The following is a 24,291-nucleotide window of genomic DNA, read 5'->3' on the forward strand; positions in this document are numbered from 1 at the left end:
GAGCCGGTGCGCCAGGTGGATCGGCAGCGGCATCAGCTCGGGCGTCTCGTCCGACGCGTAGCCGAACATCAGGCCCTGGTCACCGGCACCCTGCTTGTCCAGCTCGTCCTCGTCGCCCTCGACGCGCTTCTCGTACGCGGTGTCCACGCCCTGCGCGATGTCCGGGGACTGCGACCCGATGGAGACCGAGACGCCGCACGAGGCGCCGTCGAAGCCCTTCTTCGAGGAGTCGTACCCGATCTCGAGGATCTTGTTGCGGACGAGGGTGGGGATGTCCGCCCACGCCTTCGTGGTCACCTCGCCGGCGACGTGCACGAGGCCGGTGGTGATCAGCGTCTCGACGGCGACGCGGGAGGTGGGGTCCTCCCGGAGCAGCGCGTCGAGGATGGTGTCGCTGATCTGGTCAGCGATCTTGTCGGGGTGTCCCTCGGTGACGGATTCCGAGGTGAACAGACGACGGGACACAACGCTCCCTGGGGTTGCAGCGGCTGCTGGCTGTCTCTTCGCGGACCGGCAGGGGGCTGCGCCCCGCGACGTTCCACGGACAGTCTATCGGGCGAGGTCGGACCTTGGACCAGGTGTCTCGCCTGGCGAATGGTCCACGGGGGCCGGAATCGGCCGCCGGCGGGCCCCGAGGGGGGCGCGGGATGGGGCGCAGATCACTCCCGGCACGGCGTTTCGCGCGCCGCGCCGGACCCGCCGGGCCTTCCGGTGCCGCACCGGGGCGTCCGGCACGGCTTGGGTCATACGGGTGTACGGGTGTACGGGAAGGACGGGAGGGCGGGTCAGGCGGGGCGCTCGCGCAGGCGGGGCAGGACGAGGTCCCAGACGGTCTCGGCGAGGGCTTCCTTCGGGCCGTACGGGACCGGGGTCTCCGTGCCGTCCGCGGCGAGGACCACGGCCTCGTTCTCCTCCGAGCCGAAGGTCTTGCGCTCGCCGACCTCGTTGACGACGAGGAGGTCGCAGCCCTTGCGGGCGAGCTTGGCCCGGCCGTTGGCCAGGACGTCGTCGGTCTCGGCGGCGAAGCCGACGACGACCTGGCCGGGCAGGGCGCGGTCGGCGGAGAGCTCGGCGAGGATGTCGGGGTTGCGGACCAGCTCGATGGTCGGGGCGCCCCCGTCGTCGGTCTTCTTGATCTTGCCGGTGGCGTACGAGGCCGGGCGGAAGTCGGCGACGGCGGCGGCCATCACGACCGCGTCGGCGTCGGCGGCGGCCTTGAGGACGGCCTCGCGCAGCTGGTGGGCGGTGCCCGCGTGGACGACGTCGACGCCGGCCGGGTCGGGCATGCCCGTGTTGGCCTCGACGAGGGTGACCCGGGCGCCGCGCGCGGCGGCTGCCTTGGCGAGGGCGTACCCCTGCTTGCCGGAGGAGCGGTTGCCCAGGTAGCGGACCGGGTCGAGGGGCTCGCGGGTGCCGCCGGCGCTCACCACGACATGGCGTCCGGCGAGGTCGGGGGCGGTGACTCCGCGGGCCAGGATCCTCCGGCAGACCTCGAAGATCTCGCCGGGGTCGGGGAGCCGGCCCTTGCCGGTGTCGACGCCGGTGAGGCGGCCGACGGCGGGTTCGATGACGACGGCGCCGCGGCGGCGGAGGGTGGCCACGTTCTCCTGGGTGGCCGGGTGCTCCCACATCTCGGTGTGCATGGCGGGGGCGAAGACGACCGGACAGCGCGCGGTGAGCAGCGTGTTGGTGAGGAGGTCGTCGGCGAGGCCGTGGGCGGCCTTGGCCAGCATGTCGGCGGTGGCGGGGGCGACGACGACGAGGTCGGCGGCCTGGCCGATGCGGACGTGCGGCACCTCGTGGACGGAGTCCCAGACCTCGGTGGAGACCGGGTTGCCGGAGAGCGCGGACCAGGTGGCGGCGCCGACGAAGTGGAGCGCGGAGTCGGTGGGGACGACGCGGACGTCGTGGCCCGACTCGGTGAGCCGGCGCAGCAGCTCGCACGCCTTGTAGGCGGCGATGCCGCCGCTCACGCCCAGAACGACCTTCGGCTTGGTCACGGCTGTCACTCCCCGCGCTCGTACGCGTACTCGGCTGCGTTACGACTCCAGTATCCGAGTCCATGAGACACCACAGGCCCGGCGGACGAACCGCCGGGCCTGGAGTGACGAACGCAACGCTTACTGAACGGGGCCCTCGATGGCCTCGGAGGTCAGCAGACCCGCGTTGATCTCGCGCAGGGCGATCGAGAGCGGCTTCTCGTGGACGTGGGTGTCGACGAGGGGACCGACGTACTCCAGCAGGCCCTCACCGAGCTGCGAGTAGTACGCGTTGATCTGACGCGCGCGCTTGGCCGCGTAGATCACGAGGCTGTACTTCGAGTCAGTGGCCTCGAGCAGCTCGTCGATCGGCGGGTTGATGATGCCCTCGGGCGCGGTGATGGAAGAGGACACGCTCTACCTTCCGAAGATGGATAAAAGATCAGACTACGTGCATCAACGTTAGCAGCTCGCGCGCGACGTCCTCGACGGAGGTGTTGACGAGCGTGGTGTCGAACTCCGACTCGGCGGCGAGCTCGACCTTGGCGGCGGCGAGGCGCCGCTCGATGACCTCGGGGGACTCGGTGCCGCGGCCGGTGAGCCGCCGGACCAGCTCCTCCCAGCTCGGCGGGGCCAGGAAGACGAGCCGGGAGTCGGCCATGGACTCCTTCACCTGACGCGCGCCCTGGAGTTCGATCTCCAGGAGGACGGGCTCGCCCTTCTCCAGGCGGTCGACGACCGCGCTGCGGGGGGTGCCGTAGCGGTTGCCCGCGAACTCGGCCCATTCGAGGAGCTCACCGTTGGCGACCAGCTTGTCGAACTCGTCGTCCGAGACGAAGAAGTACTGGACGCCGTGCTTCTCGCCGGGGCGGGGCTTTCGTGTCGTGGCCGACACCGAGAGCCAGACCTCGGGGTGGACCTTGCGCATATGAGCGACGACCGTGCTCTTGCCGACCCCTGAGGGGCCGGAGAGCACGGTCAGCCGCGGACGTACCTCTGCTGCCATGCAGCGATTATTCCAGCATCGCCGGGGTGCCCGGGACGGGTGTCCCGGATCGGGCACCGGGCCGGACGACGGTCCGGACGCCGATCAGGCGCCGGCGCCGCCGAACTCGCGCTCCAGGGAGGCGATCTGGTTGGAGCCGAGACCACGGACACGACGGCTCTCGGAGATGCCGAGCCGCTCCATGATCTGCTTGGCGCGGACCTTGCCGACGCCGGGAAGGGACTCAAGGAGGGCGGAGACCTTCATCTTGCCGATGACGTCGTTCTCCTGGCCCTGCTTGATGACCTCGTGGAGGGAGGCGCCGGAGTGCTTGAGTCGATTCTTGACCTCGGCCCGCTCCCGGCGAGCCGCGGCGGCCTTTTCGAGCGCGGCTGCGCGCTGTTCAGGGGTAAGGGGCGGAAGAGCCACGCCTACGTCACCTCGGATGTCGATCTGTCGGATACGGACCGGTGAGGGACCTGGTCGACCCACACCAGTGGAGCAACGTCCAACGACGTGACCGTTGGACGTCTGCCCTGCCCCGGAGACTAGCGGCCATCACCGCTCCAGTCAGCGAGAACAGCGGAAAAGTCCTGGTCAGCCTCTGCCGACCAGGACTTTTCCGGCATAACGACCCGGATTTCTGCCAAGATTTCGTCAAGTGCCACGACGCTGGGCCGTCCGAGGTCGCCGTCCTCTCCCACCTGCGGGGATGTCGGGACGGCGGCGGGACCCGGTCAGCCGGCGACGGCCGCCCGGATCTCGTCCGCGTAGCGCGCCGCCGCGTCCCGCAGGGCGGACGCGTCGGGTCCGGCGCGGAGCACTCCCCTGCTCACGTTCGGGACGACGTTGCGGACCGCGTCCCCGAAGACCACCGGGAGGTCGGCCGGGGTCGCGCCCTGGGCGCCGATGCCGGGAGCGAGGAGCGGGCCGTTGATGTCGAGGTCGAAGGAGGAGAGGTCACCGAGAGTGGCGCCGACGACCGCGCCGAAGGAGCCCATCGGGGTCTCCCCCGCGTTCTCCTCGGCGAGGTGGGCGAGCATCGTCGCGCCGACGGTGCGCCCGTCCTCGCGGACGGCCCGCTGGACCTCGCCGCCCTCCGGGTTGGAGGTGAGGGCGAGCACGAAGAGCCCGGCGCCGGACTCGCGCGCCAGGTCGACGGCCGGCTTCAGCGAGCCGTAGCCGAGGTACGGGGAGACCGTGAGCGCGTCGGAGAAGAGCGGGGAGTCCTTCCGCAGGAAGGCCTCCGCGTAGGCGCCCATCGTGGAGCCGATGTCGCCGCGCTTGGCGTCCATGACGACCAGGCCGCCCGCCGCGCGCAGATCGGCGGTGGCGCGCTCCAGGACGGCGACGCCGCGCGAGCCGAAGCGCTCGAAGAAGGCGGCCTGCGGCTTGAAGACGGCGACGGTGTCCGCCAGCGCCTCGACCACGGTGTACGTGAAGCGCTCCAGGCCCGCGATGTCGTCGGCGAGGCCCCAGGAGTCCAGCAGCGAGGCGTGCGGGTCGACGCCGACGCAGAGGGGGCCGCGCTCGTCCATGGCGGCGCGCAGACGGGTGCCGAAGGGGAGGGTCACGAGGTGGTGGCCTTTCGGTGGTCGGCGCCGACGGCTTCGGCGAGGGTGGCGTAGGGGGAGGCGGCCAGGCGGGCGGCGAGGCCCTTGTGGATCGCCCGGGCGTAGAACGGCCCCTCGTAGATGAAGGCGCTGTACCCCTGGATCAGGGTGGCACCGGCCAGGATGCGCTGCCAGGCGTCCTCGGCGTCCTCGATGCCGCCGACGCCGACCAGGACGATCCGGTCGCCCACGCGCGCGTACAGGCGGCGCAGGACCGCCAGGGAGCGCTCCTTGAGCGGGGCGCCCGAGAGACCGCCGGTCTCCTGGACGAGGGCCGGGGCGGAGGAGAGGCCGAGGCCTTCGCGGGCGATGGTGGTGTTGGTGGCGATGATGCCCTCCAGGCCGAGCTCGACGGCGAGGTCGGCGACGGCGTCCACGTCCTCGTCGGCGAGGTCGGGAGCGATCTTCACCAGGAGCGGGACCCGGCGGTCGGTGACCGTGCGGTCGGCGGCCTCGCGGACGGCGGTGAGCAGCGGGCGCAGCGACGCGGTGGCCTGGAGGTTGCGCAGGCCGGGGGTGTTCGGCGAGGAGACGTTGACGACGAGGTAGTCGGCGTGGGCGGCGAGCCGCTCGGTGGACTTCACGTAGTCGGCGGCCGCGTCGGCCTCCTCGACCACCTTGGTCTTGCCGATGTTGACGCCGACGACGGTCCGGAAGACCGGCACGCGCGCGTGGAGGCGGGCGGCGACGGCGGCGGAGCCCTCGTTGTTGAAGCCCATCCGGTTGATCAGGGCCCGGTCGGGGACGAGGCGGAAGAGCCGCTTCCTGGGGTTGCCGGGCTGGGCCTCGCCGGTGACCGTGCCGATCTCGACGTGGTCGAAGCCGAGCATGGCCATGCCGTCGACGGCGACGGCGTTCTTGTCGAAGCCCGCGGCGAGGCCGAAGGGGCCGTGCATGCGGAGGCCCAGGGCCTCGGTGCGCAGCTCCTTGTACCGGGGGGCGAGGACGGCGGCGGCGAAGGTGCGCAGGACCGGGGTGCGGGCGGCCAGCCGGATCCAGCGGAAGGCGAGGTGGTGGGCCTTCTCCGGGTCCATGCGCTTGAAGACGAGCTGGAAGAAGAGCTTGTACATGGTGGTGTGTCCTCATGAAGAGGGGGACACCGTTTCCGGTGTCCCCCTCGGTGGCTGCTAGTCGCGGGCCGCGGTCAGGTGTTCGGCGTGTTCCTGGAGGGAACGGACGCCGACGCCGCCGTGGTTGAGGGCGTCGATGCCCTGCACGGCCGCGGCGAGCGCCTGGACCGTGGTGAGGCACGGGACGCCGCGGGCCACCGCCGCCGTACGGATCTCGTAGCCGTCGAGGCGGCCCCCGGTGCCGTACGGGGTGTTGACGATCAGGTCGACCTGGCCGTCGTGGATGAGCTGGACGATCGTCTTCTCGCCGTCCGGGCCCTCGCCCTCGCTGAGCTTGCGCACGACGGTGGCGTTGATGCCGTTGCGCTTGAGGACCTCGGCGGTGCCGGAGGTGGCCATGAGCTCGAAGCCGTGGGCGACCAGCTCGCGGGCCGGGAAGATCATCGAGCGCTTGTCGCGGTTGGCGACGGAGATGAAGGCGCGGCCCTTGGTGGGCAGCGGGCCGTAGGCGCCGGCCTGCGACTTGGCGTAGGCGGTGCCGAAGACGGCGTCGATGCCCATGACCTCGCCGGTGGAGCGCATCTCCGGGCCGAGGACGGTGTCCACGCCGCGGCCGTGCACGTCGCGGAAGCGCGACCACGGCATCACGGCCTCCTTGACGGAGATCGGCGCGTCGAGCGGCAGGGTGCCGCCGTCGCCGGTCTTCGGCAGCAGGCCCTCGGCGCGCAGCTCGGCGACGGTCGCGCCCAGCGAGATGCGGGCGGCGGCCTTGGCGAGCGGGACGGCGGTGGCCTTCGAGGTGAAGGGGACGGTCCGGGAGGCGCGCGGGTTGGCCTCCAGGACGTAGAGGATGTCACCGGCCATGGCGAACTGGATGTTGATCAGGCCGCGGACGCCGACGCCCTTGGCGATGGCCTCGGTGGAGGCGCGCAGCCGCTTGATGTCGAAGCCGCCGAGGGTGATCGGGGGCAGGGCGCAGGCCGAGTCGCCGGAGTGGATGCCGGCCTCCTCGATGTGCTCCATCACGCCGCCGAGGTAGAGCTCCTCGCCGTCGTAGAGGGCGTCGACGTCGATCTCGATGGCGTCGTCGAGGAAGCGGTCGACCAGGACCGGCCGGGTGGGGCTGATCTCGGTGGACTCGGCGATGTACGCCTCCAGGCGCGCCTCGTCGTAGACGATCTCCATGCCGCGGCCGCCGAGCACGTACGAGGGGCGGACCAGGACCGGGTAGCCGATCTCGTCGGCGATCTTCTTGGCGCCGGCGAAGGTGGTGGCGGTGCCGTGCTTGGGGGCCGGCAGGCCGGCCTCCTCCAGGACTCGGCCGAAGGCGCCGCGGTCCTCGGCGGCGTGGATGGCCTCCGGGGAGGTGCCGACGACCGGCACGCCGTTGTCCTTGAGGGCCTGGGAGAGGCCGAGCGGGGTCTGGCCGCCGAGCTGGACGACCACACCGGCGATCGGGCCCGCGAGGGACTCGGCGTGGACGATCTCCAGGACGTCCTCCAGGGTGAGCGGCTCGAAGTAGAGCCGGTCGGAGGTGTCGTAGTCGGTGGAGACGGTCTCCGGGTTGCAGTTGACCATCACGGTCTCGAAGCCGGCGTCGCTCAGGGCGAAGGAGGCGTGGACGCAGGAGTAGTCGAACTCGATGCCCTGGCCGATGCGGTTCGGGCCGGAGCCGAGGATGATCACGGCGGGCTTGTCGCGCGGCGCGACCTCGGACTCCTCGTCGTAGGACGAGTAGAAGTACGGGGTCCTGGCGGCGAACTCGGCGGCGCAGGTGTCGACCGTCTTGTAGACCGGGCGGACGCCGAGGGCGTGCCGGACCTCGCGGACGACGTCCTCGCGCAGGCCGCGGATCTCGGCGATCTGGGCGTCGGAGAAGCCGTGGCGCTTGGCCTCGGCGAGGAGCTCGGGCTCCAGCTTCTCGACGGCGGCGAGCTCGTCGGCGATCTCCTTGATCAGGAAGAGCTGGTCGACGAACCACGGGTCGATCTTCGTGTACTCGAAGACCTCCTCCGGGGTGGCGCCGGCGCGGATCGCCTGCATGACGGTGTTGATCCGGCCGTCGGTGGGGCGGACCGCCTCGCGGAGCAGTTCGGCCTTGTCGCCGGGCTCGCCGGTGAAGGCGAACTGGCTGCCCTTCTTCTCCAGGGAGCGCAGGGCCTTCTGGAGGGCCTCGGGGAAGTTCCGGCCGATGGCCATGGCCTCGCCGACCGACTTCATGGTCGTGGTCAGCGTGGAGTCGGCGGAGGGGAACTTCTCGAAGGCGAAGCGGGGGGCCTTGACGACGACGTAGTCGAGCGTGGGCTCGAAGGACGCCGGGGTCTTCTCCGTGATGTCGTTCGGGATCTCGTCGAGCGTGTAGCCGACGGCGAGCCGGGCGGCGATCTTGGCGATCGGGAAGCCGGTGGCCTTGGAGGCGAGCGCCGAGGAGCGGGAGACGCGCGGGTTCATCTCGATGACGATGACGCGGCCGTCGTCGGGGTTGACGGCGAACTGGATGTTGCAGCCGCCGGTGTCGACGCCGACCTCGCGGATGATCGCGATGCCGACGTCGCGGAGGATCTGGTACTCGCGGTCGGTGAGCGTCATCGCCGGGGCGACGGTGATGGAGTCGCCGGTGTGGACGCCCATCGGGTCGAAGTTCTCGATGGAGCAGACGACCACGACGTTGTCGTGCTTGTCGCGCATCAGCTCCAGCTCGTACTCCTTCCAGCCGAGGATGGACTCCTCCAGGAGCACCTCGGTGGTCGGGGAGAGCGTGAGGCCCTGGCCGGCGATGCGGCGCAGCTCCTCCTCGTCGTGGGCGAAGCCGGAGCCGGCGCCGCCCATGGTGAAGGAGGGGCGGACGACGACGGGGTAGCCGCCGAGCGTCTCGACGCCCGCGAGGACGTCCTCCATGGTGTGGCAGATGACCGAGCGGGCGGACTCGCCGTGCCCGATCTTGGCCTTGACGGCCTCGACGACGCCCTTGAAGAGGTCGCGGTCCTCGCCCTTGTGGATGGCCTCGACGTTGGCGCCGATGAGCTCCACGCCGTACTTCTCCAGGACGCCCTGCTCGTGCATGGAGATCGCGGTGTTGAGCGCGGTCTGGCCGCCGAGGGTGGGCAGGAGGGCGTCGGGGCGCTCCTTGGCGATGATCTTCTCGACGAACTCGGGGGTGATCGGCTCGACGTAGGTGGCGTCGGCGATCTCCGGGTCGGTCATGATCGTGGCCGGGTTGGAGTTGACCAGGATGACCCGCAGGCCCTCGGCCTTGAGGACCCGGCAGGCCTGGGTGCCGGAGTAGTCGAACTCGGCGGCCTGGCCGATGACGATCGGGCCGGAGCCGATGACCAGGACGGACTGGATGTCGGTGCGCTTAGGCACGCTCGGCCTCCATGAGGGTCACGAAGCGGTCGAAGAGGTACGCGGCGTCGTGCGGGCCCGCGGCCGCCTCGGGGTGGTACTGGACGGAGAAGCCGGGCTGGTCGAGCAGCTGGAGGCCCTCCACGACGTTGTCGTTGAGGCAGACGTGGGAGACCTCGGCGCGGCCGAAGGGGGTCTCGGAGACCTTGTCGAGGGGCGCGTCGACGGCGAAGCCGTGGTTGTGCGCGGTGACCTCGACCTTGCCGGTCGTCCGGTCCTGGACGGGCTGGTTGATACCCCGGTGGCCGTACTTCAGCTTGTAGGTGCCGAAGCCGAGTGCGCGGCCGAGGATCTGGTTGCCGAAGCAGATGCCGAAGAGCGGGGTCTTCCGCTCCAGGACGGCGGTCATGAGCGCGACCGGGCCGTCGGCGGTGGCCGGGTCGCCCGGGCCGTTGGAGAAGAAGACGCCGTCCGGGGCCACCGCGTACACGTCCTCGACGGTGGCGGTGGCGGGCAGCACGTGGACCTCGATGCCGCGCTGGGCCATCCGGTGCGGGGTCATGCCCTTGATGCCGAGGTCGATCGCGGCGACGGTGAACTTCTTCTCGCCGATCGCGGGGACGACGTACGGCTCCTTGGTGGCGACCTCCTCGTAGAGGCTGGCGCCCTTCATCTGCGGCTGGGCCTGCACCCGGGCGAGCAGCTCGGCCTCGGGGGCCAGGGACGCGCCGGAGAAGACGCCGGCGCGCATGGAGCCGCGCTCGCGCAGGTGGCGGGTGAGGGCGCGGGTGTCGATGCCGGAGATGCCGACGACGCCCTGGGCGACCAGCTCGTCGTCGAGGCTGCGCCTGGCGCGCCAGTTCGACGGGATGCGGGCGGGGTCGCGGACCACGTAGCCGGAGACCCAGATGCGGCCGGACTCGTCGTCCTCGTCGTTCCAGCCGGTGTTGCCGATCTGGGGGGCGGTCGCGACGACGATCTGGCGGTCGTACGACGGGTCGGTGAGGGTCTCCTGGTAGCCGGTCATGCCGGTGGAGAACACGGCCTCGCCGAAGGTCTCCCCCACGGCCCCGTAGGCGCGGCCGCGGAAGGTGCGGCCGTCCTCCAGGACGAGTACGGCGGGAGCCTGGGCTCCCCTTGTGGAGGTCGTCATCGTGCGATGCCTTCCGTCGTGTCGATCATCGGGGTGTCGATCATGGAGTTGATGGCCTCGACCCAGGCGGTGTGTCCGGCGGCGCGGTCGGAGCGGAAGCCGGAGTCGAGGAGGGTGGAGCCGTGCTCCCAGGTGACGATCAGGAGCCCGCCCTCGGCGAGGACCTTGCCGGCGATGCCCTTGTCGAGGCGGGCCTCGCGCAGGGCGGCGGCGGGGATCAGGAAGTCGTTCGCCCCGGGGCGGACGACGGAGATCCCGGCGTCGGTGAGCGTGAGCTCGGCGCGGCTGCGGGTGCCGAGGCCGTGGGCGACGATCCGGTCGAGCCACTGCCCGGCGGTGGTGGAGCCGTGGTAGCGGCCGGCCGTCGTCAGCTTCGCCTCACCGGGTGCCGCCGGCACCTCGGGGAGCGGCGGCAGGTCCGACTGGAGGCTGCCGCGCCACTTCCAGCCCTGGCGCATGAGCCAGTAGACGAAGGCGACGAAGAGCAGGAGTCCGACGACCCAGCCGATCCGGCCGGCCCAGTCGGTCACCTCTGCCGACTTCTGCTCCGCGGCGAGGGCCGCGCTTGCGATGTGGTGTGTCACGCCAACTTCCCGTCCATGACCGTTGCCCGGCCCCGCAGGAAGGTGTGGGTGACGCGACCCGGCAGCTCGCGGCCCTCGTAGGGGGTGTTGCGGCTGCGGGAGGCGAAGTCCGCGGGGTCCACGGTCCCACGGTAAGCCGGATCGACCAGGACCAGGTTGGCGGGCTCACCAGCCGAGACGGGTCGTCCATGGCCGGTGGCGCGGCCGATGCGGGCCGGGGCGGCGGACATCCGGTCGGCGACGCCGGCCCAGTCGAGGAGGCCGGTCTCCACCATCGTCTGCTGGACGACGGAGAGCGCGGTCTCCAGGCCGACCATGCCCATGGCGGCGGCGGCCCACTCGCAGTCCTTGTCCTCGTGCGGGTGCGGGGCGTGGTCGGTGGCGACGATGTCGATCGTGCCGTCGGCCAGAGCCTCGCGCAGCGCCAGCACGTCGCGCTCGGTGCGCAGCGGCGGGTTGACCTTGTAGACCGGGTTGTACGTGCGGACCAGCTCGTCCGTGAGGAGGAGGTGGTGGGGGGTGACCTCGGCGGTGACGTCGATGCCGCGGGACTTGGCCCAGCGGACGATCTCGACGGAGCCGGCGGTGGAGAGGTGGCAGATGTGGACGCGGGAGCCGACGTGCTCGGCGAGGAGGACGTCGCGGGCGATGATCGACTCCTCGGCGACGGCCGGCCAGCCGCCCAGGCCAAGCTCGGCGGAGACGATGCCCTCGTTCATCTGGGCGCCCTCGGTGAGGCGGGGCTCCTGGGCGTGCTGGGCGACGACGCCGCCGAAGGCCTTCACGTACTCCAGGGCGCGGCGCATGATCACGGCGTCGTCGACGCACTTGCCGTCGTCGGAGAAGACGGTGACGCCGGCGGCGGAGTCGTGCATGGCGCCGAGTTCGGCGAGCTTCCTGCCCTCCAGACCGACGGTGACGGCGCCGATGGGCTGCACGTCGCAGTAGCCGGCCTCCTTGCCGAGCCGGTAGACCTGCTCGACGACGCCGGCGGTGTCGGCGACGGGGTGGGTGTTGGCCATGGCGAAGACGGCGGTGTAGCCGCCGGAGGCAGCGGCGCGGGTGCCGGTGAGGACGGTCTCGGAGTCCTCGCGGCCGGGCTCGCGCAGGTGGGTGTGGAGGTCGACGAGGCCCGGGAGGAGGATCCGGCCGTCGGCCTCGATCACGGTCGCGCCCTCGGCGGAGAGGCCGGTACCGACCTCCTCGATGGTCTCGCCCTCGATCAGGACGTCCTGCGGCTCGCCGCCCAGCACCTTCGCACCACGGATAAGGATCTTGCTCATCTTTACTTGCTCTCCTCGGTACGGGCGGTGGTGACGGGGGCTGCGGCCGGCTCGGAGCCACCCAGCAGCAGGTAGAGGACGGCCATCCGGACGGAGACGCCGTTGGCGACCTGCTCGACGACCGTGCAGCGGTCGGAGTCGGCGACCTCGGCGGTGATCTCCATGCCGCGGACCATGGGGCCGGGGTGCATGACGATGGCGTGCTCGGGCATCTTCGCCATCCGCTCGCCGTCGAGCCCGTAGCGGCGCGAGTACTCGCGCTCGGTCGGGAAGAAGGCGGCGTTCATCCGCTCGCGCTGCACACGCAGCATCATGACCGCGTCGGACTTCGGCAGCACCCTGTCGAGGTCGTACGAGACCTCGCAGGGCCAGGTCTCGACGCCGACCGGGACGAGGGTGGGCGGGGCCACCAGGGTGACCTCGGCGCCGAGGGTGTGCAGCAGGTCGACGTTGGAGCGGGCGACCCGGCTGTGCAGGACGTCGCCGACGAGCGTGATCCGCTTGCCGTCCAGGTCCCTGCCGAGACCGGCGTCGCGGCCGACGAGGCGGCGGCGCATGGTGAAGGCGTCCAGGAGGGCCTGGGTGGGGTGCTGGTGGGTGCCGTCGCCCGCGTTGATGACGGGGGCGTCGATCCAGCCGGAGGTGGCCAGGCGGAAGGGGGCGCCGGACGCGCCGTGCCGGATGACGACGGCGTCGACGCCCATCGCCTCCAGGGTCTGCGCGGTGTCCTTCAGCGACTCGCCCTTGGAGACGCTGGAGCCCTTGGCCGCGAAGTTGATGACGTCGGCGGAGAGGCGCTTCTCGGCGGCCTCGAAGGAGATCCGGGTCCGGGTGGAGTCCTCGAAGAAGAGGTTGCAGATGGTCCGGCCGCGGAGGGTCGGGAGCTTCTTGATGGGCCGGTCGGCCACCCGGGCCATCTCCTCGGCGGTGTCGAGGATCAGGACGGCGTCGTCGCGGGTGAGGTCGGCGGCCGAGATGAGGTGACGCATCATCGGGGTTTCTCTCCGGGGTGGGGAGGCGTGAGGGCATGCGGGGGCACACGGAGGTGCCGTGGTCCCGCGGGGTGGCCGGTCCGGCTAGGCGGACTTGCCGCCGAGCAGCACGGTGTCGCGACCGTCCTCCTCGGCGAGCTGGACCTTGACGGTCTCCCGCAGCGACGTGGGGAGGTTCTTGCCGACGTAGTCGGCGCGGATCGGCAGCTCGCGGTGGCCGCGGTCGACGAGGACGGCGAGCTGGACCGCGCGGGGGCGCCCGATGTCGCCGAGGGCGTCGAGGGCGGCGCGGATGGTGCGGCCGGAGAAGAGGACGTCGTCGACGAGGACGACGAGGCGGCCGTCGACGCCTTCCGCGGGGATGTCCGTGCGGCCGATGGCGCGCGCCGGCTTCATCCGCAGGTCGTCGCGGTACATGGTGATGTCGAGGGAACCGACGGGGACCGGGGTGCCGGTGATCGATTCGAGCTTCTCGGCGAGCCGGCGGGCGAGGAAGACGCCGCGGGTGGGAATGCCGAGGAGGACCACGTCGTCGGCGCCCTTGGCGCGCTCGACGATCTCGTGGGCGATCCGGGTCAGGACCCGGGCGATGTCGGGGGCCTCGAGAACGGGCCGCGCCTCATCGGTGTGCGCTTGCGTGTCCATGGAAAACGGACCTCCTTCTCCGCCTCACGGGACGGCTCTTAAAGGACGTCGGATGTACGGCGTCCACTTTAGCAGGGCGGCTCGTACGGGCTTTCCCCGCACCCCCCTCCCCCGCTCCGACCTGCGGCGGACCGTCCCCCGGGAGGGGGTGGCGGGGCCCTTTCGGCTTGACGGGAAAGAGTAACGCTGCGTAACCTCACAGTGAGTTACCAGCCGCGCGGCGCAGCCGCATGTCGTCACAGCGTCCGGGAGCGTTATGTCCAGCGAATACGCAAAGCAGCTCGGGGCCAAACTCCGCGCCATCCGCACCCAGCAGGGCCTGTCCCTCCACGGCGTGGAGGAGAAGTCCCAGGGCCGCTGGAAGGCCGTCGTGGTCGGCTCGTACGAGCGCGGCGACCGCGCCGTGACCGTGCAGCGCCTCGCCGAGCTGGCGGACTTCTACGGCGTGCCGGTGCAGGAGCTGCTGCCCGGCACCACCCCCGGCGGCGCCGCCGAGCCGCCGCCGAAGCTGGTCCTGGACCTGGAGCGCCTCGCCCACGTCCCGCAGGAGAAGGCCGGCCCGCTCCAGCGCTACGCCGCGACGATCCAGTCGCAGCGCGGCGACTACAACGGCAAGGTGCTGTCGATCCGCCAGGACGACCTGCGCACCCTGGCCGTGATCTACGACCAGTCCCCCTCGGTCCTGACCGAGCAGCTGATCAGCTGGGGCGTGCTGGACGCGGACGCGCGCCGCGCGGTCGCCCACGAGGAGAACTGACCTCCCTCCGAGGACCTCACTGCAGAAACGTGCCGCCGGGCCCGTGGACGTCATTCGACGCCACGGGCCCGGTGCTTTCCCACCCCCGCCCCTCACCCGTTCGGAGCAACGCTTCGGACCGACGCCTCGGACGGACGCCACGGGTCGACGCTTCGGACCGACGCGAGGAACGAGCACCCGGGGGCATGCGAAGGGGCCCGCGGCACCGAGGTGCCGCGGGCCCCTTCGACGGGCCGTTCGGGACTAGGCGTCCACGTCCCGGCGCAGCCGGGGCTTGAGGTCCTTGAAGCGCCCCAGGAGGCCGTTGACGAAGGACGGGGAGTCGTCCGTGGAGAACTCCTTGGCGAGCTGCACCGCCTCGTCGATCGCCACCGCGTCCGGGGTGCCGTCCTCCCAGATCAGCTCGTACGCGCCGAGCCGCACGATGCTGCGGTCGGCGGCCGGCATCCGGTCGAGGTCCCAGTCCACCGCGTAGGTGGCGATGAGCTCGTCGATCCGGGCGATGTACTGCGCGTACCCCTCGACCAGCTGCATGGTGAAGTCACCGACCGCGGGCTGGCGCTCGTCGGCACGGTGGAGCCGGATCTGGTCCGCGAGGACCTCCTGCACCGAAGTGCCGCGCTGGTCGGCCTCGAACAGGATCTGGAAGGCCCGCCTGCGGGCCTTGCTCCGGGCAGCCACGGTTAGCTGTTCACCCGGCCGAGGTAGTCGCTGGTGCGGGTGTCGACCTTGACCTTCTCACCGGTGGTGATGAAGAGCGGGACCTGGATCTCGTGGCCGGTCTCCAGCTTGGCGGGCTTGGTGCCACCGGTGGAGCGGTCGCCCTGGACGCCCGGCTCGGTCTCGGCGATGACCAGCTCGACGGCGGCCGGCAGCTCGACGTAGAGCACGGAGCCCTCGTTCTGCGCGACGAGCGCGGTGAAGCCCTCGATGAGGAAGTTGGCGGCGTCGCCGACGACCTTGCGGTCGATGTGGAGCTGGTCGTAGGTGTCCAGGTCCATGAAGACGAAGTAGTCGCCGTCCATGTAGGAGAACTGCATGTCGCGCTTGTCGACGTTCGCGGTCTCCACCTTCACGCCGGCGTTGAAGGTCTTGTCGACGACCTTGCCGGACAGCACGTTCTTGAGCTTGGTGCGCACGAAGGCCGGGCCCTTGCCGGGCTTGACGTGCTGGAACTCGACGACGGACCAGAGCTGGCCCCCGTCGAGCTTGAGCACCATGCCGTTCTTGAGGTCGTTCGTGGAAGCCACGGTTGCGGAATCTCCTGGACTGACGTGGACCGAGGAGGCGTACGCGCTCTACAGCGCGAGCAGCTCCTTGGTCGTGATGGTGAGTAGCTCGGGTCCGCCGTCCGCCTCCTGGCGCACGACGAGCGTGTCATCGATCCGGACCCCGCCCCGGCCCGGGAGGTGGACCCCCGGTTCGACGGTGACCGGCACACAAGCGTCCAGTTTACCCATGGCCGAGGGGGACAGCTGCGGGTCCTCGTCGATTTCGAGCCCCACCCCGTGTCCGGTGAGGGGTACGGCGGTCGCCGCGTGCCCTCCCGCGTCGAGGATCTGACGGGCCGCGCGGTCCACGTCACGGTACTCGGCGCCCGGCACGAGGGACTCCCGGCCGGCCCGCTGAGCGGCGAAGACGAGCTCGTACAGCTCGATCTGCCAGTCGGCCGGGGCGGTGCCGATCACGAAGGTCCGGCCGATCTCGCAGCGGTAGCCGCGGTAGTCCGCGCCGAGGCAGACCGAGAGGAAATCGCCTTCCTCGACCCGTCGGTCGGTGGGGCGGTGACCGCGCCGGCCGGAGTGGGGGCCGGTGGCGACCGAGGTGGGGAAGGCGGCCCCATCGGCGCCGTGGTCGACGAGCCGCCGCTCCAGTTCGAGGGCGAGGTGCCGCTCGGTGCGGCCGACCAGGATGGACTCCAGGAGCTCGCCGAGCGCCTGGTCGGCGATCTCGGCGGCGATCCGCAGACAGCCGATCTCGTCCTCGTCCTTGACCACCCGCAGCTGCTCGACGACGCAGGCGAGGTCGGCGAGGCGGAGTCCGGGGGCGGTGGCGCCGAGGCTGCGATGGCGGGCCACCGTCAGGTGGTGCTCCTCGACGGCGAGGCCGTCGGCGCCGGACCGGCGCGCGAGTTCGGCGGCGGCCACCGCCGGATCACCGCCGCCGAGCGGGAGCTGCTGCTGCCTGAGGTGCTCGTCCAGCCGTCCGTCGAGGGGCTCGCCCTCGCTCGCGGCCGGCCGGAGGAGCACGTCGGCGCCCGGCTCGGGGCCGACCATCAGGACGGCTCCGGGCGGGGCGCCGCCGGCGAGATAGCGGACGTTGGCCGGACGGGAGACCAGGGCCGCCGCGCTGCCCGCTGCCGCGACCCGGTCGCGCAGCCTGACCCGGCGGTCCGCATACACCTGTGACATGTATCCGAGCCTACGAGCGCCGCCCCGACCCGGCCTGTCGGCGGCGTCCGACCGGGGAACGCCCGCCGGTCAGCCGGTGGGCGGCGCGGTGATCGCCCGGGCCAGCGCCTCGTCCAGGAGCCGGGCGGTGCCCTCCACGTCGAGCGCGGAATTGTCGATGATCGGCAGCCCGGAGCCGTACCAGCCGGCCATCCGGCCGTGGATCGCGGCGACCTCCTCGTCGGAGAGGCGCCGGTTGCCGGAGCGCTGGGCGTTGCGCTCCAGGACGACGTCCAGGCCGGGCAGGAGGACCACCGGCAGCAGCCCGGGGCCGACGTGCCGCTTCCAGCCGCCGAGGCCCACGACGGGCCGGTCGGGGAAGACGGCGTCGTCGAGGATGCAGGAGATGCCGTTGGCGAGGAAGTTGCGGGCGGCGAAGCCGCAGGTGCGGCGGGCCAGCCGGTACTGCGCCTCGGAGTGGTCGTTCCACCCCGACTGGGGGTCGGCGAAGCCGGAGCACACCCACTCCCGGACGTCGTCGAGGCTGATGTGGGCGGTGGGGACGGGCCGCCGGCGGGCCCAGTGGCGGGCGACCGTGGTCTTGCCCGCGCCGGCCGGCCCGATGAGCAGGACGGCGAGGGTCGCGGTGCCGGTGCCGGGCCCCTGCTCGTACAGCGGCATCGGCGGCGCCAGGGGCACACCCCCGGTGACGTGCGGGGACAGGCCCGGGGGGCCGGGCGGGGGCACGGATCCGGCGGTCGGCGGTACGGCCCCGGCGGCGCTCCAGCCCGCGCCGCCCGGTCCCTGGGCGGGCGGCGGAGGCGGGCCCGGCCGCACGGCGGGGTGCACGCCGAGCCGCCCGCCGGACGTGCCGGACGGCGGCCCCGGGTAGGGGACGGCCTGCGGGGGCGGGGGTACGGGCCCGTGGCCGCCGGCCGGGATCGGGCCGGGCGTCCCGCCCGGCCGCTCGGGCGATGGCAGCGGACCCCCCACTGCGTGCTGCATCCGGTGCCACTCCGTCTCGTCGGCCTGGTGCGTCGGTAGGGGCGGCCGGTCGGTGCCGCGACATCCGTCGGCCCGCTCCGGTCGCCCGGGGATGCCAAAACGTTACCGCCCCGTCCCCCCGCTCGGGGAACGGGCGGGCCCCCGCCGAAAGTGCCCGGCCGGCCCTGCCCGTACCGCAGCGTCCGGATCCGGTCGGAGCATCCGGATCCGGCCGGTTCCAGCCTGCCGGGCCCGGCGCCCCTGGGCCGGGCTCAGGGCAGGTCAGGCCCGCTCCCCGGAGCCGGGCTCAGGGTAGGTCAGGCCCGGAACCGGGCGCGGGGTGGGCCGGCCCCGGTCTCCGGAGCCGGGCGCAGAGCGCGCCGTCCCCCTCCTCCGGGCCAGGCGGAGGGCGGTCGGCCCCGCGGCCCCGGCCCAGGGTGGGCCGGGTACGCTCGGGCGTCACGACGGCCGGCCCTGGATGCCGCGTGCCGCTCAGGCCTGGAGGTCGAGCTCCTCGGCGAGGGCGCGCAGGGCGAGCCGGTACGAGCCGATGCCGAAACCGGCGACCGTGCCGGTCGCCACGGCGGCCACCACGGAGGTGTGCCGGAACTCCTCGCGGGTGTACGGGTTCGAGATGTGCACCTCGATCAGCGGGGCGGTGCGCTGCGCGGCCGCGTCCCGCATCCCGTACGAGTAGTGCGTGAAGGCGCCCGGGTTGAGGACGACCGGCACGCGCCCGTCGGCGGCCTCGTGCAGCCAGCGGATCATCTCGCCCTCGTCGTTGGTCTCCCGGACCTCGACGTCGAAGCCGAGCGTGGCGCCCAGGTCCCGGCAGGACTCGACGAGCCCCTTGTAGGAGGTGGCGCCGTAGATGTCGGGCTCGCGCGAGCCCAGCCGGCCGAGGTTCGGCCCGTTCAGCACCAGGACGCGGCGGGCCCCGCTCATGCGGAGAGCTCCCCGTAGGCGGCGACGAGGAGGGACGGGTCCGGGCCCTCCAGGACGGACGGCTTGGCGAGCCCGTCGAGGACGATGAAGCGCAGCAGGTCGCCGCGGGACTTCTTGTCCACCTTCATCGTCTCCAGGAGCTTGGGCCACTGGTCGCCGCGGTAGGTGAGCGGCAGACCGACGGACTCCAGGATCGCGCGGTGCCGGTCGGCGGTGGCGTCGTCGAGACGGCCCGCGAGGCGGCCCAGCTCGGCGGCGAAGACCATGCCGACGGAGACGGCGGCGCCGTGGCGCCACTTGTACCGCTCGTTCTTCTCGATGGCGTGCGCGAGGGTGTGCCCGTAGTTGAGGATCTCGCGGCGGCCGGACTCCTTGAGGTCGCCGGAGACGACATCGGCCTTCACCTGGATCGACCGGACGATCAGCTCGGCGGTGTGCGGCCCGGCGGGCGTACGGGCCGCCTGCGGGTCCTCCTCGACGAGGTCGAGGATCACCGGGTCGGCGATGAATCCGGCCTTGATGATCTCGGCGAGTCCGCTGACGAAGTCGTGGACGGGCAGCGAGTCCAGCGCGGCGAGGTCGCACAGGACGCCGGCCGGCGGGTGGAAGGCGCCGACGAGGTTCTTGCCCTCGGCGGTGTTGATGCCGGTCTTGCCGCCGACGGCCGCGTCGACCATGCCGAGGACGGTGGTCGGCACCGCGATCCAGCGCACGCCCCGCAGCCAGCTCGCGGCGACGAAGCCGGCCAGGTCCGTGGTGGCGCCGCCGCCGACGCCGACGATGACGTCGGTGCGGGTGAAGCCGGTCTGGCCGAGCGCCTTCCAGCAGTAGGCGGCGACCTCGGCGGTCTTCGCCTCCTCGGCGTTCGGCACCTGGATGGCGACGGCCTCGTACCCCTGCTCGGCGAGGTCCTCGCGGAGCGCCTCGCCGGTCCCGGCGAGCGCCTCGGGGTGGATGACGGCGACCCGCTTGGCCTTGTTCCCGATGAGGGAGGGCAGTTCACCGAGCAGCTGCCGGCCGACCAGCACCTCGTACGGATCCGTGCCCGCGCTGCCGCCGACGTGGATGCGGGTCACTTCCTGGTCCGTGGTCATGCGTCCTTCAGCTCCAGTGCGTCGAGGACCGCCTCGGCGACCTCTTCGGGGGTGCGGGCGTCGGTGGCGACCACGACGCTCGCGACTTCTTCGTACAGGGTGCGGCGGGCGTCCATCAGCTCGCGCCACTGGCGCCGCGGGTTGACCGCGAGCAGCGGCCGGGCCGCGCCGAGCCCGACCCGTCGTACGGCCTCCTCGACGTCCATCGAGAGGTACGCGACGGGCTGTCCGGCCAGCAGGGCGCGGGTGTCGGGGTCGAGGATCGCGCCGCCGCCGAGGGCGAGGACGCCCCGGTGGTCGGCGACGGCCCGGGCGACGGCGGCCTTCTCCAGGGCGCGGAAGCGCTCCTCGCCGTCCTCGACGAAGATGTCGGAGATCTCGCGGCCCTCGGCGGCGACGATGTCGGAGTCGGTGTCCCGGTAGGGCGCGCCGAGCCGTGCGGCCAGGAGCGCGCCCACCGTGGACTTGCCGGACCCCATCGGGCCGACGAGGACGACCAGGGGGCCGCCGGTCACCGGATGCGCAGGTTGTCGAGGTAGGAGCGCACGTTGCGGCGGGTCTCGGGGACCGAGTCGCCGCCGAACTTCTCGACGACGGCGTCGGCGAGGACGAGGGCCACCATGGCCTCGGCGACGATGCCGGCGGCCGGGACGGCGCAGACGTCGGAGCGCTGGTGGTGGGCCGCGGCGACCTCGCCGGTGGCGACGTCGACGGTGGCGAGCGCGCGCGGGACGGTCGCGATCGGCTTCATCGCGGCGCGGACGCGCAGCAGCTCGCCGGTGGTGAGCCCGCCCTCGGTGCCGCCGGAGCGGCCGGAGCTGCGGCGGATGCCGTCGTCGGTCTTCACGATCTCGTCGTGGGCCTGGGAGCCGGGCACCCGGGCGAGGTCGAAGCCGTCGCCGACCTCGACGCCCTTGATGGCCTGGATGCCCATGAGCGCGGCGGCGAGCCGCGCGTCGAGCCGGCGGTCCCAGTGGACGTGCGAACCGAGGCCGACGGGCACGCCGTACGCGAGGACCTCGACGACGCCGCCGAGGGTGTCGCCGTCCTTGTGGGCCTGGTCGATCTCGGCGACCATCGCCTTCGACGCGTCGGCGTCGAGGCAGCGGACCGGGTCGGCGTCGAGCTTCTCGACGTCGGCCGGGGTCGGGTGGACGCCGTACGGGGCCTTGGCGGCGGCCAGCTCGACCACGTGGCTGACGATCTCGATGCCCGCGGCCTCCTTGAGGAAGGAGCGGGCGACGGCGCCGAGGGCGACGCGGGCGGCGGTCTCGCGGGCGCTGGCGCGCTCCAGGATCGGCCGGGCCTCGTCGAAGCCGTACTTCTGCATGCCGGCCAGGTCGGCGTGACCGGGCCGGGGCCGGGTCAGCGGCGCGTTGCGGCCGGTCTCCTTGAGCTCGGCCGGGTCGACCGGGTCGGCCGACATGACCTTCTCCCACTTGGGCCACTCGGTGTTGCCGACCATCACCGCGATCGGGGACCCGAGGGAGAGCCCGTGCCGGACACCGCCCAGGAAGGTGATCTCGTCCTGCTCGAACTTCATCCGGGCGCCGCGCCCATAGCCGAGGCGCCGCCGCGCGAGGTGGTCCGCCACCAGCTCAGTGGTGACCGGGACGCCGGCGGGAAGACCCTCCAGCGTCGCGACCAGCGCGGGTCCGTGGGATTCCCCAGCGGTCAGCCAACGCAACCTGCTCAACGATGCTCCTCCTGCTCGCGCCTGGGCACTGCGACGGCAGGGCCGGGCGCGCGGCCCTGACCCGCCACCCCTGATCCTCCCACGTCCGGGCCGCGGGCCAGGCCTCCGGTCCAGCTATCGGGACGCGCGCCCCGCCGTCACGGACGGCGGGGCGCGCGGTGGGGACGGTCGGCGCGGGGTCAGTGCGCGGCGAGGGCCGCCTCACCTGCGGCGCGCATCGCGGCCAGCGGGGCCCGCGGGACGCCCGTCATCTGCTCGACCTGGAGCACCGCCTGGTGGACCAGGAGGTCCAGGCCGCCGACCACCTTGCCGCCGCGGTCGGACCAGGCGGCGGCGAGGGCGGTGGGCCAGGGGTCGTAGAGGACGTCGAAGAGGGTGCCGGGGCGGTCGGGGACGGCCGCGGCCAGGGTGTCGGTCGTGCCGGCGGGGGTGGTGGCGATCACCAGCGGGGCGGCGAACGCCTCCGCCGCGTCGTCCCACCCGGCGGTACGGACGTCCACGCCGAGGCGGTCGCCCCAGCCGCGCATCTCCTCCGCCCGGGCCTCGCTGCGGACGTACGCCGTGACCGGACCCGCGCAGACCTGGGCCAGCGCGGCGAGCGCGGAGGAGGCGGTGGCGCCGGCGCCGAGGATCGCGGCGGACTCGACCTTCTCGATGCCGCGCTCGCGCAGGGCGGCGACCATGCCGGGGATGTCGGTGTTGTCGCCGAACCGGCGGCCGTCCTCGCGGAGGACCACGGTGTTGACGGCCTCGACCGCCGCGGCCGTGCCGCTGATCTCGTCGAGCAGCGGGATGATCGCCCGCTTGAGCGGCATGGTCAGCGACAGACCGGCCCACGAGCCGTCGAGCTCCTCGACGAAGCCCGGCAGCGCGACCTCGTCGATCTCGAAGCGGTCGTAGGACCAGTGGTCGAGGCCGAGCTCCGCGTAGGCGGCGCGGTGCAGGACCGGGGAGAGCGAGTGGGCGATCGGCGAGCCGAGGACGGCGGCACGGCGGGGCGTGCCGTCAGTTCGTGTTGGCATTGAACTTGTCCCTCAGCTTGTTGTGGTCTTCCAGCGTCTTGGCGAACTCCGTCTTGTTCATGCCGTCCGTGGCGACGAAGAACATCCAGCCGTCGTCGGTGGGGTTGAGCATGGCGGCCAGCGCCTCGTTGCCCGGGTTGCCGATCGGCCCGGGCGGGAGCCCCGGCTGCGTGTACGTGTTGTACGGGTCCCGGTTGCTGTTCGCCTCCTTCTCCGAGATCTGGATCTCGGACTGGCCCTTGAGGTAGTTGAGGGCCGAGTCGAACTGGAGGAGCCGGTTCGTCTGGACGTTGTCCGGCTGGAGCCGGTTGTAGATGACCTCGGCCATCTTGCGGAAGTCGTCGTGCGTCTTGCCCTCGGCCTGGACGAGGCTGGCGACGGTGACGAGTTCCCAGGGGCTCTTCAGGCCGTGCTTCTTCGCCTGCGCCTCCAGGTCCAGCTTGGTGTACTCCTGGTTGGCGCGGCTCACCATCTTCTTGAGGGCGGCCTCCGGTTTCGAGCCCTTCGCCAGCGGGTAGCTCGCCGGGAAGAGGAAGCCTTCCAGCGGATCCTTGAGCTTGTCGTGGCCCTTGGCCCAGTCGGGGAGCCCGAGGGAGTCGGCCTTGTCGAAGGCGAGCTCCTTCGTGGTGCCCGCTTCGAGGCCGAGGCGGGTGTCGATCTGCTCGTACACCCAGGCGTTGCGCTTGCCCTCGGGGATGATCAGGTTGGCCTGGCTCGCCGGGTCGAGCATGAGCGCGACCGCGCTCTCCGCCGACATCTCCTTCTTCAGGGTGTAGGCGCCGGCCTGGATCGACCGGCCCTTGGCGTTCTGGTTCTGCGCCGCGACGAAGGCGTCGACGCTCTTCACGACGCCGGCCTGTTTGAGGATGTTGCCGATCTCGTTGCCGTACGCGCCCTTGGGGATCTCGACCTGGACCTCGCCGGCCCCGCTGCCCGCGAAGTCGGGCGCCTCGCCGAACTGGCCCTGCCAGAACTGGTAGCCGAAGTAGCCGATGCCGCCGACGCCGCCGACGAGGACCGCGGCGACGACCAGGCAGGCCATGCCGTTCTTGCCCTTGCGTTTCTTCTCCTTGCCGCGGCGCTCGCGGTCGCGGTCGTCGCCCCGGCCCCGGCCGCGGCGCGGGGCCGGCTCGTCGTCCTCGTCGTCGCCGGTGAAGAAGGGGTGCGACTCCTCCGGCTCCTGCCGGGCGGCGGATTCGCGCTCCGGCTCGGGCTCGGGCTCGGGTTCCGGCTGCCAGTCGACGACCGGCTCCGGCGGCTGCTGCCTGCGGCCGGGAGGCTGGGGCGGCGGGTACGCCTCGGGGGTGCCGTAGAGATCGGGCCGGCCGCCGCCGTACGGATCGGCGGGCGGCGTGTTGTAGGCCATGGCGGCCTGGCCGGTCTCCCAGTGGCCGTCGTACGTCTGTCCGGGCTGGCCGGGCGTGTCGTACCCCTGGTCCCAGCCGGTCTGACCGTACGCCTGTGCGGGGGCCTGGCCCTGGTCGCCGTACATCTGCGCGTGCGGGTCGACGTACCCCTGCTGCTGGTACTGCTGCTGGTACGCGGCCTGCTGCTGGTACGGGTCGACCCCGTAGCCCTGCTGGGCGTACGGGTCCTGGTAGGGCTGACCGCCCTGGTCGTAGGGCATCGCCTGCTGCGGCTGCTGCGGCTGCTGGTGGTACTGCTGCTGACCTTCCCACCCCTGGTCCCCGTAGAGCGGGTCCGCGGGGTGCCACGGTTCGGGGCCCTGGCCCCGGCCATACTCAGTCATCGAT

Annotated in this window: 24 protein-coding genes; 1 reads left to right on the forward strand and 23 read right to left on the reverse strand. The window is 72.2% G+C overall.

Annotated features, from left to right (window positions below; genetic code table 11):
* The 13 genes from ACF1BN_RS30055 to pyrR form a co-directional block, all read right to left on the reverse strand.
* A partial coding sequence (locus ACF1BN_RS30055) for an S-adenosylmethionine synthetase N-terminal domain-containing protein (protein ID WP_392334750.1) occupies positions 1-465 on the reverse strand: 465 nt, incomplete at its 3' end.
* A 320-nt stretch (positions 466-785) separates the two neighbouring features.
* Positions 786-2,000: a bifunctional phosphopantothenoylcysteine decarboxylase/phosphopantothenate--cysteine ligase CoaBC gene (coaBC, locus tag ACF1BN_RS30060; RefSeq protein ID WP_392334751.1), complete on the reverse strand. Its 1,215-nt coding sequence runs from the start codon at positions 1,998-2,000 to the stop codon at positions 786-788.
* Between the two features lie 120 nt (positions 2,001-2,120).
* Positions 2,121-2,393: a DNA-directed RNA polymerase subunit omega gene (gene rpoZ, locus ACF1BN_RS30065; RefSeq protein WP_030810584.1), complete on the reverse strand. Its 273-nt coding sequence runs from the start codon at positions 2,391-2,393 to the stop codon at positions 2,121-2,123.
* A gap of 28 nt (positions 2,394-2,421) precedes the next feature.
* Complete coding sequence (gene gmk / locus ACF1BN_RS30070) at positions 2,422-2,985, reverse strand: guanylate kinase (RefSeq protein WP_392334752.1); 564 nt, start codon at positions 2,983-2,985, stop codon at positions 2,422-2,424.
* Between the two features lie 84 nt (positions 2,986-3,069).
* A complete protein-coding gene (locus ACF1BN_RS30075) occupies positions 3,070-3,393 on the reverse strand; it encodes an integration host factor (protein WP_030493613.1) in 324 nt (107 codons plus the stop codon).
* 308 nt (positions 3,394-3,701) lie between these two features.
* Positions 3,702-4,538, reverse strand: a complete 837-nt coding sequence (pyrF, locus tag ACF1BN_RS30080) for an orotidine-5'-phosphate decarboxylase (protein WP_392334753.1) — start codon at positions 4,536-4,538, stop codon at positions 3,702-3,704.
* Positions 4,535-5,647, reverse strand: a complete 1,113-nt coding sequence (locus ACF1BN_RS30085) for a quinone-dependent dihydroorotate dehydrogenase (RefSeq protein ID WP_392334754.1) — start codon at positions 5,645-5,647, stop codon at positions 4,535-4,537. The genes pyrF and ACF1BN_RS30085 overlap by 4 nt, the downstream gene beginning before the upstream one ends.
* A gap of 57 nt (positions 5,648-5,704) precedes the next feature.
* Entirely contained in the window at positions 5,705-9,013 is a 3,309-nt protein-coding gene (gene carB, locus ACF1BN_RS30090; protein ID WP_392334755.1) for a carbamoyl-phosphate synthase large subunit, read from the reverse strand.
* Positions 9,006-10,145: a glutamine-hydrolyzing carbamoyl-phosphate synthase small subunit gene (carA, locus tag ACF1BN_RS30095; RefSeq protein WP_392334756.1), complete on the reverse strand. Its 1,140-nt coding sequence runs from the start codon at positions 10,143-10,145 to the stop codon at positions 9,006-9,008. The genes carB and carA overlap by 8 nt, the downstream gene beginning before the upstream one ends.
* Positions 10,142-10,729, reverse strand: a complete 588-nt coding sequence (locus ACF1BN_RS30100; protein ID WP_392334757.1) for a hypothetical protein — start codon at positions 10,727-10,729, stop codon at positions 10,142-10,144. The genes carA and ACF1BN_RS30100 overlap by 4 nt, the downstream gene beginning before the upstream one ends.
* Positions 10,726-12,012 carry a dihydroorotase gene (locus ACF1BN_RS30105; RefSeq protein ID WP_392334758.1) on the reverse strand — a complete coding sequence of 429 codons (1,287 nt, stop codon included), beginning with the start codon at positions 12,010-12,012 and terminating at the stop codon, positions 10,726-10,728. The genes ACF1BN_RS30100 and ACF1BN_RS30105 overlap by 4 nt, the downstream gene beginning before the upstream one ends.
* Before the next feature lie 2 nt (positions 12,013-12,014).
* Positions 12,015-13,004: an aspartate carbamoyltransferase catalytic subunit gene (locus ACF1BN_RS30110; protein ID WP_376599886.1), complete on the reverse strand. Its 990-nt coding sequence runs from the start codon at positions 13,002-13,004 to the stop codon at positions 12,015-12,017.
* 84 nt (positions 13,005-13,088) lie between these two features.
* The gene (gene pyrR, locus ACF1BN_RS30115; protein ID WP_392334759.1) at positions 13,089-13,649 is read right to left on the reverse strand and encodes a bifunctional pyr operon transcriptional regulator/uracil phosphoribosyltransferase PyrR; all 561 of its coding nucleotides are present in this window, start codon (positions 13,647-13,649) and stop codon (positions 13,089-13,091) included.
* 256 nt (positions 13,650-13,905) lie between these two features.
* On the opposite strand from pyrR, the gene bldD reads away from it, so the two are divergent.
* Positions 13,906-14,406 carry a transcriptional regulator BldD gene (gene bldD / locus ACF1BN_RS30120; RefSeq protein WP_015032294.1) on the forward strand — a complete coding sequence of 167 codons (501 nt, stop codon included), beginning with the start codon at positions 13,906-13,908 and terminating at the stop codon, positions 14,404-14,406.
* A gap of 243 nt (positions 14,407-14,649) precedes the next feature.
* On the opposite strand, the gene nusB is transcribed toward bldD, so the two are convergent.
* The 10 genes from nusB to mltG form a co-directional block, all read right to left on the reverse strand.
* Entirely contained in the window at positions 14,650-15,087 is a 438-nt protein-coding gene (gene nusB / locus ACF1BN_RS30125; RefSeq protein WP_376597570.1) for a transcription antitermination factor NusB, read from the reverse strand.
* A 2-nt stretch (positions 15,088-15,089) separates the two neighbouring features.
* Positions 15,090-15,656, reverse strand: a complete 567-nt coding sequence (gene efp / locus ACF1BN_RS30130; RefSeq protein WP_189849825.1) for an elongation factor P — start codon at positions 15,654-15,656, stop codon at positions 15,090-15,092.
* Between the two features lie 48 nt (positions 15,657-15,704).
* Positions 15,705-16,817, reverse strand: a complete 1,113-nt coding sequence (locus tag ACF1BN_RS30135; protein WP_392334760.1) for a M24 family metallopeptidase — start codon at positions 16,815-16,817, stop codon at positions 15,705-15,707.
* A 69-nt stretch (positions 16,818-16,886) separates the two neighbouring features.
* Positions 16,887-17,801, reverse strand: coding sequence for an AAA family ATPase (locus tag ACF1BN_RS30140; protein ID WP_392334761.1), 915 nt, complete (start codon positions 17,799-17,801; stop codon positions 16,887-16,889).
* Between the two features lie 471 nt (positions 17,802-18,272).
* Positions 18,273-18,725 carry a type II 3-dehydroquinate dehydratase gene (gene aroQ / locus ACF1BN_RS30145; RefSeq protein ID WP_392334762.1) on the reverse strand — a complete coding sequence of 151 codons (453 nt, stop codon included), beginning with the start codon at positions 18,723-18,725 and terminating at the stop codon, positions 18,273-18,275.
* Positions 18,722-19,819: a 3-dehydroquinate synthase gene (gene aroB / locus ACF1BN_RS30150; protein ID WP_392334763.1), complete on the reverse strand. Its 1,098-nt coding sequence runs from the start codon at positions 19,817-19,819 to the stop codon at positions 18,722-18,724. Before aroB ends, aroQ begins: the two co-directional genes overlap by 4 nt.
* Positions 19,816-20,334, reverse strand: a complete 519-nt coding sequence (locus ACF1BN_RS30155) for a shikimate kinase (protein WP_392334764.1) — start codon at positions 20,332-20,334, stop codon at positions 19,816-19,818. Before ACF1BN_RS30155 ends, aroB begins: the two co-directional genes overlap by 4 nt.
* Positions 20,331-21,515: a chorismate synthase gene (gene aroC / locus ACF1BN_RS30160; protein WP_392334765.1), complete on the reverse strand. Its 1,185-nt coding sequence runs from the start codon at positions 21,513-21,515 to the stop codon at positions 20,331-20,333. Before aroC ends, ACF1BN_RS30155 begins: the two co-directional genes overlap by 4 nt.
* A gap of 179 nt (positions 21,516-21,694) precedes the next feature.
* On the reverse strand, positions 21,695-22,537 hold the full coding sequence (locus ACF1BN_RS30165; protein ID WP_392334766.1) for a shikimate dehydrogenase: 843 nt from the start codon (positions 22,535-22,537) through the stop codon (positions 21,695-21,697).
* A complete protein-coding gene (gene mltG / locus ACF1BN_RS30170; protein ID WP_392334767.1) occupies positions 22,521-24,287 on the reverse strand; it encodes an endolytic transglycosylase MltG in 1,767 nt (588 codons plus the stop codon). The genes ACF1BN_RS30165 and mltG overlap by 17 nt, the downstream gene beginning before the upstream one ends.
* Positions 24,288-24,291 lie beyond the last annotated feature (4 nt).

This window comes from Streptomyces sp. NPDC014861 (assembly GCF_043081625.1).
Classification (GTDB): Bacteria; Actinomycetota; Actinomycetes; order Streptomycetales; family Streptomycetaceae; genus Streptomyces.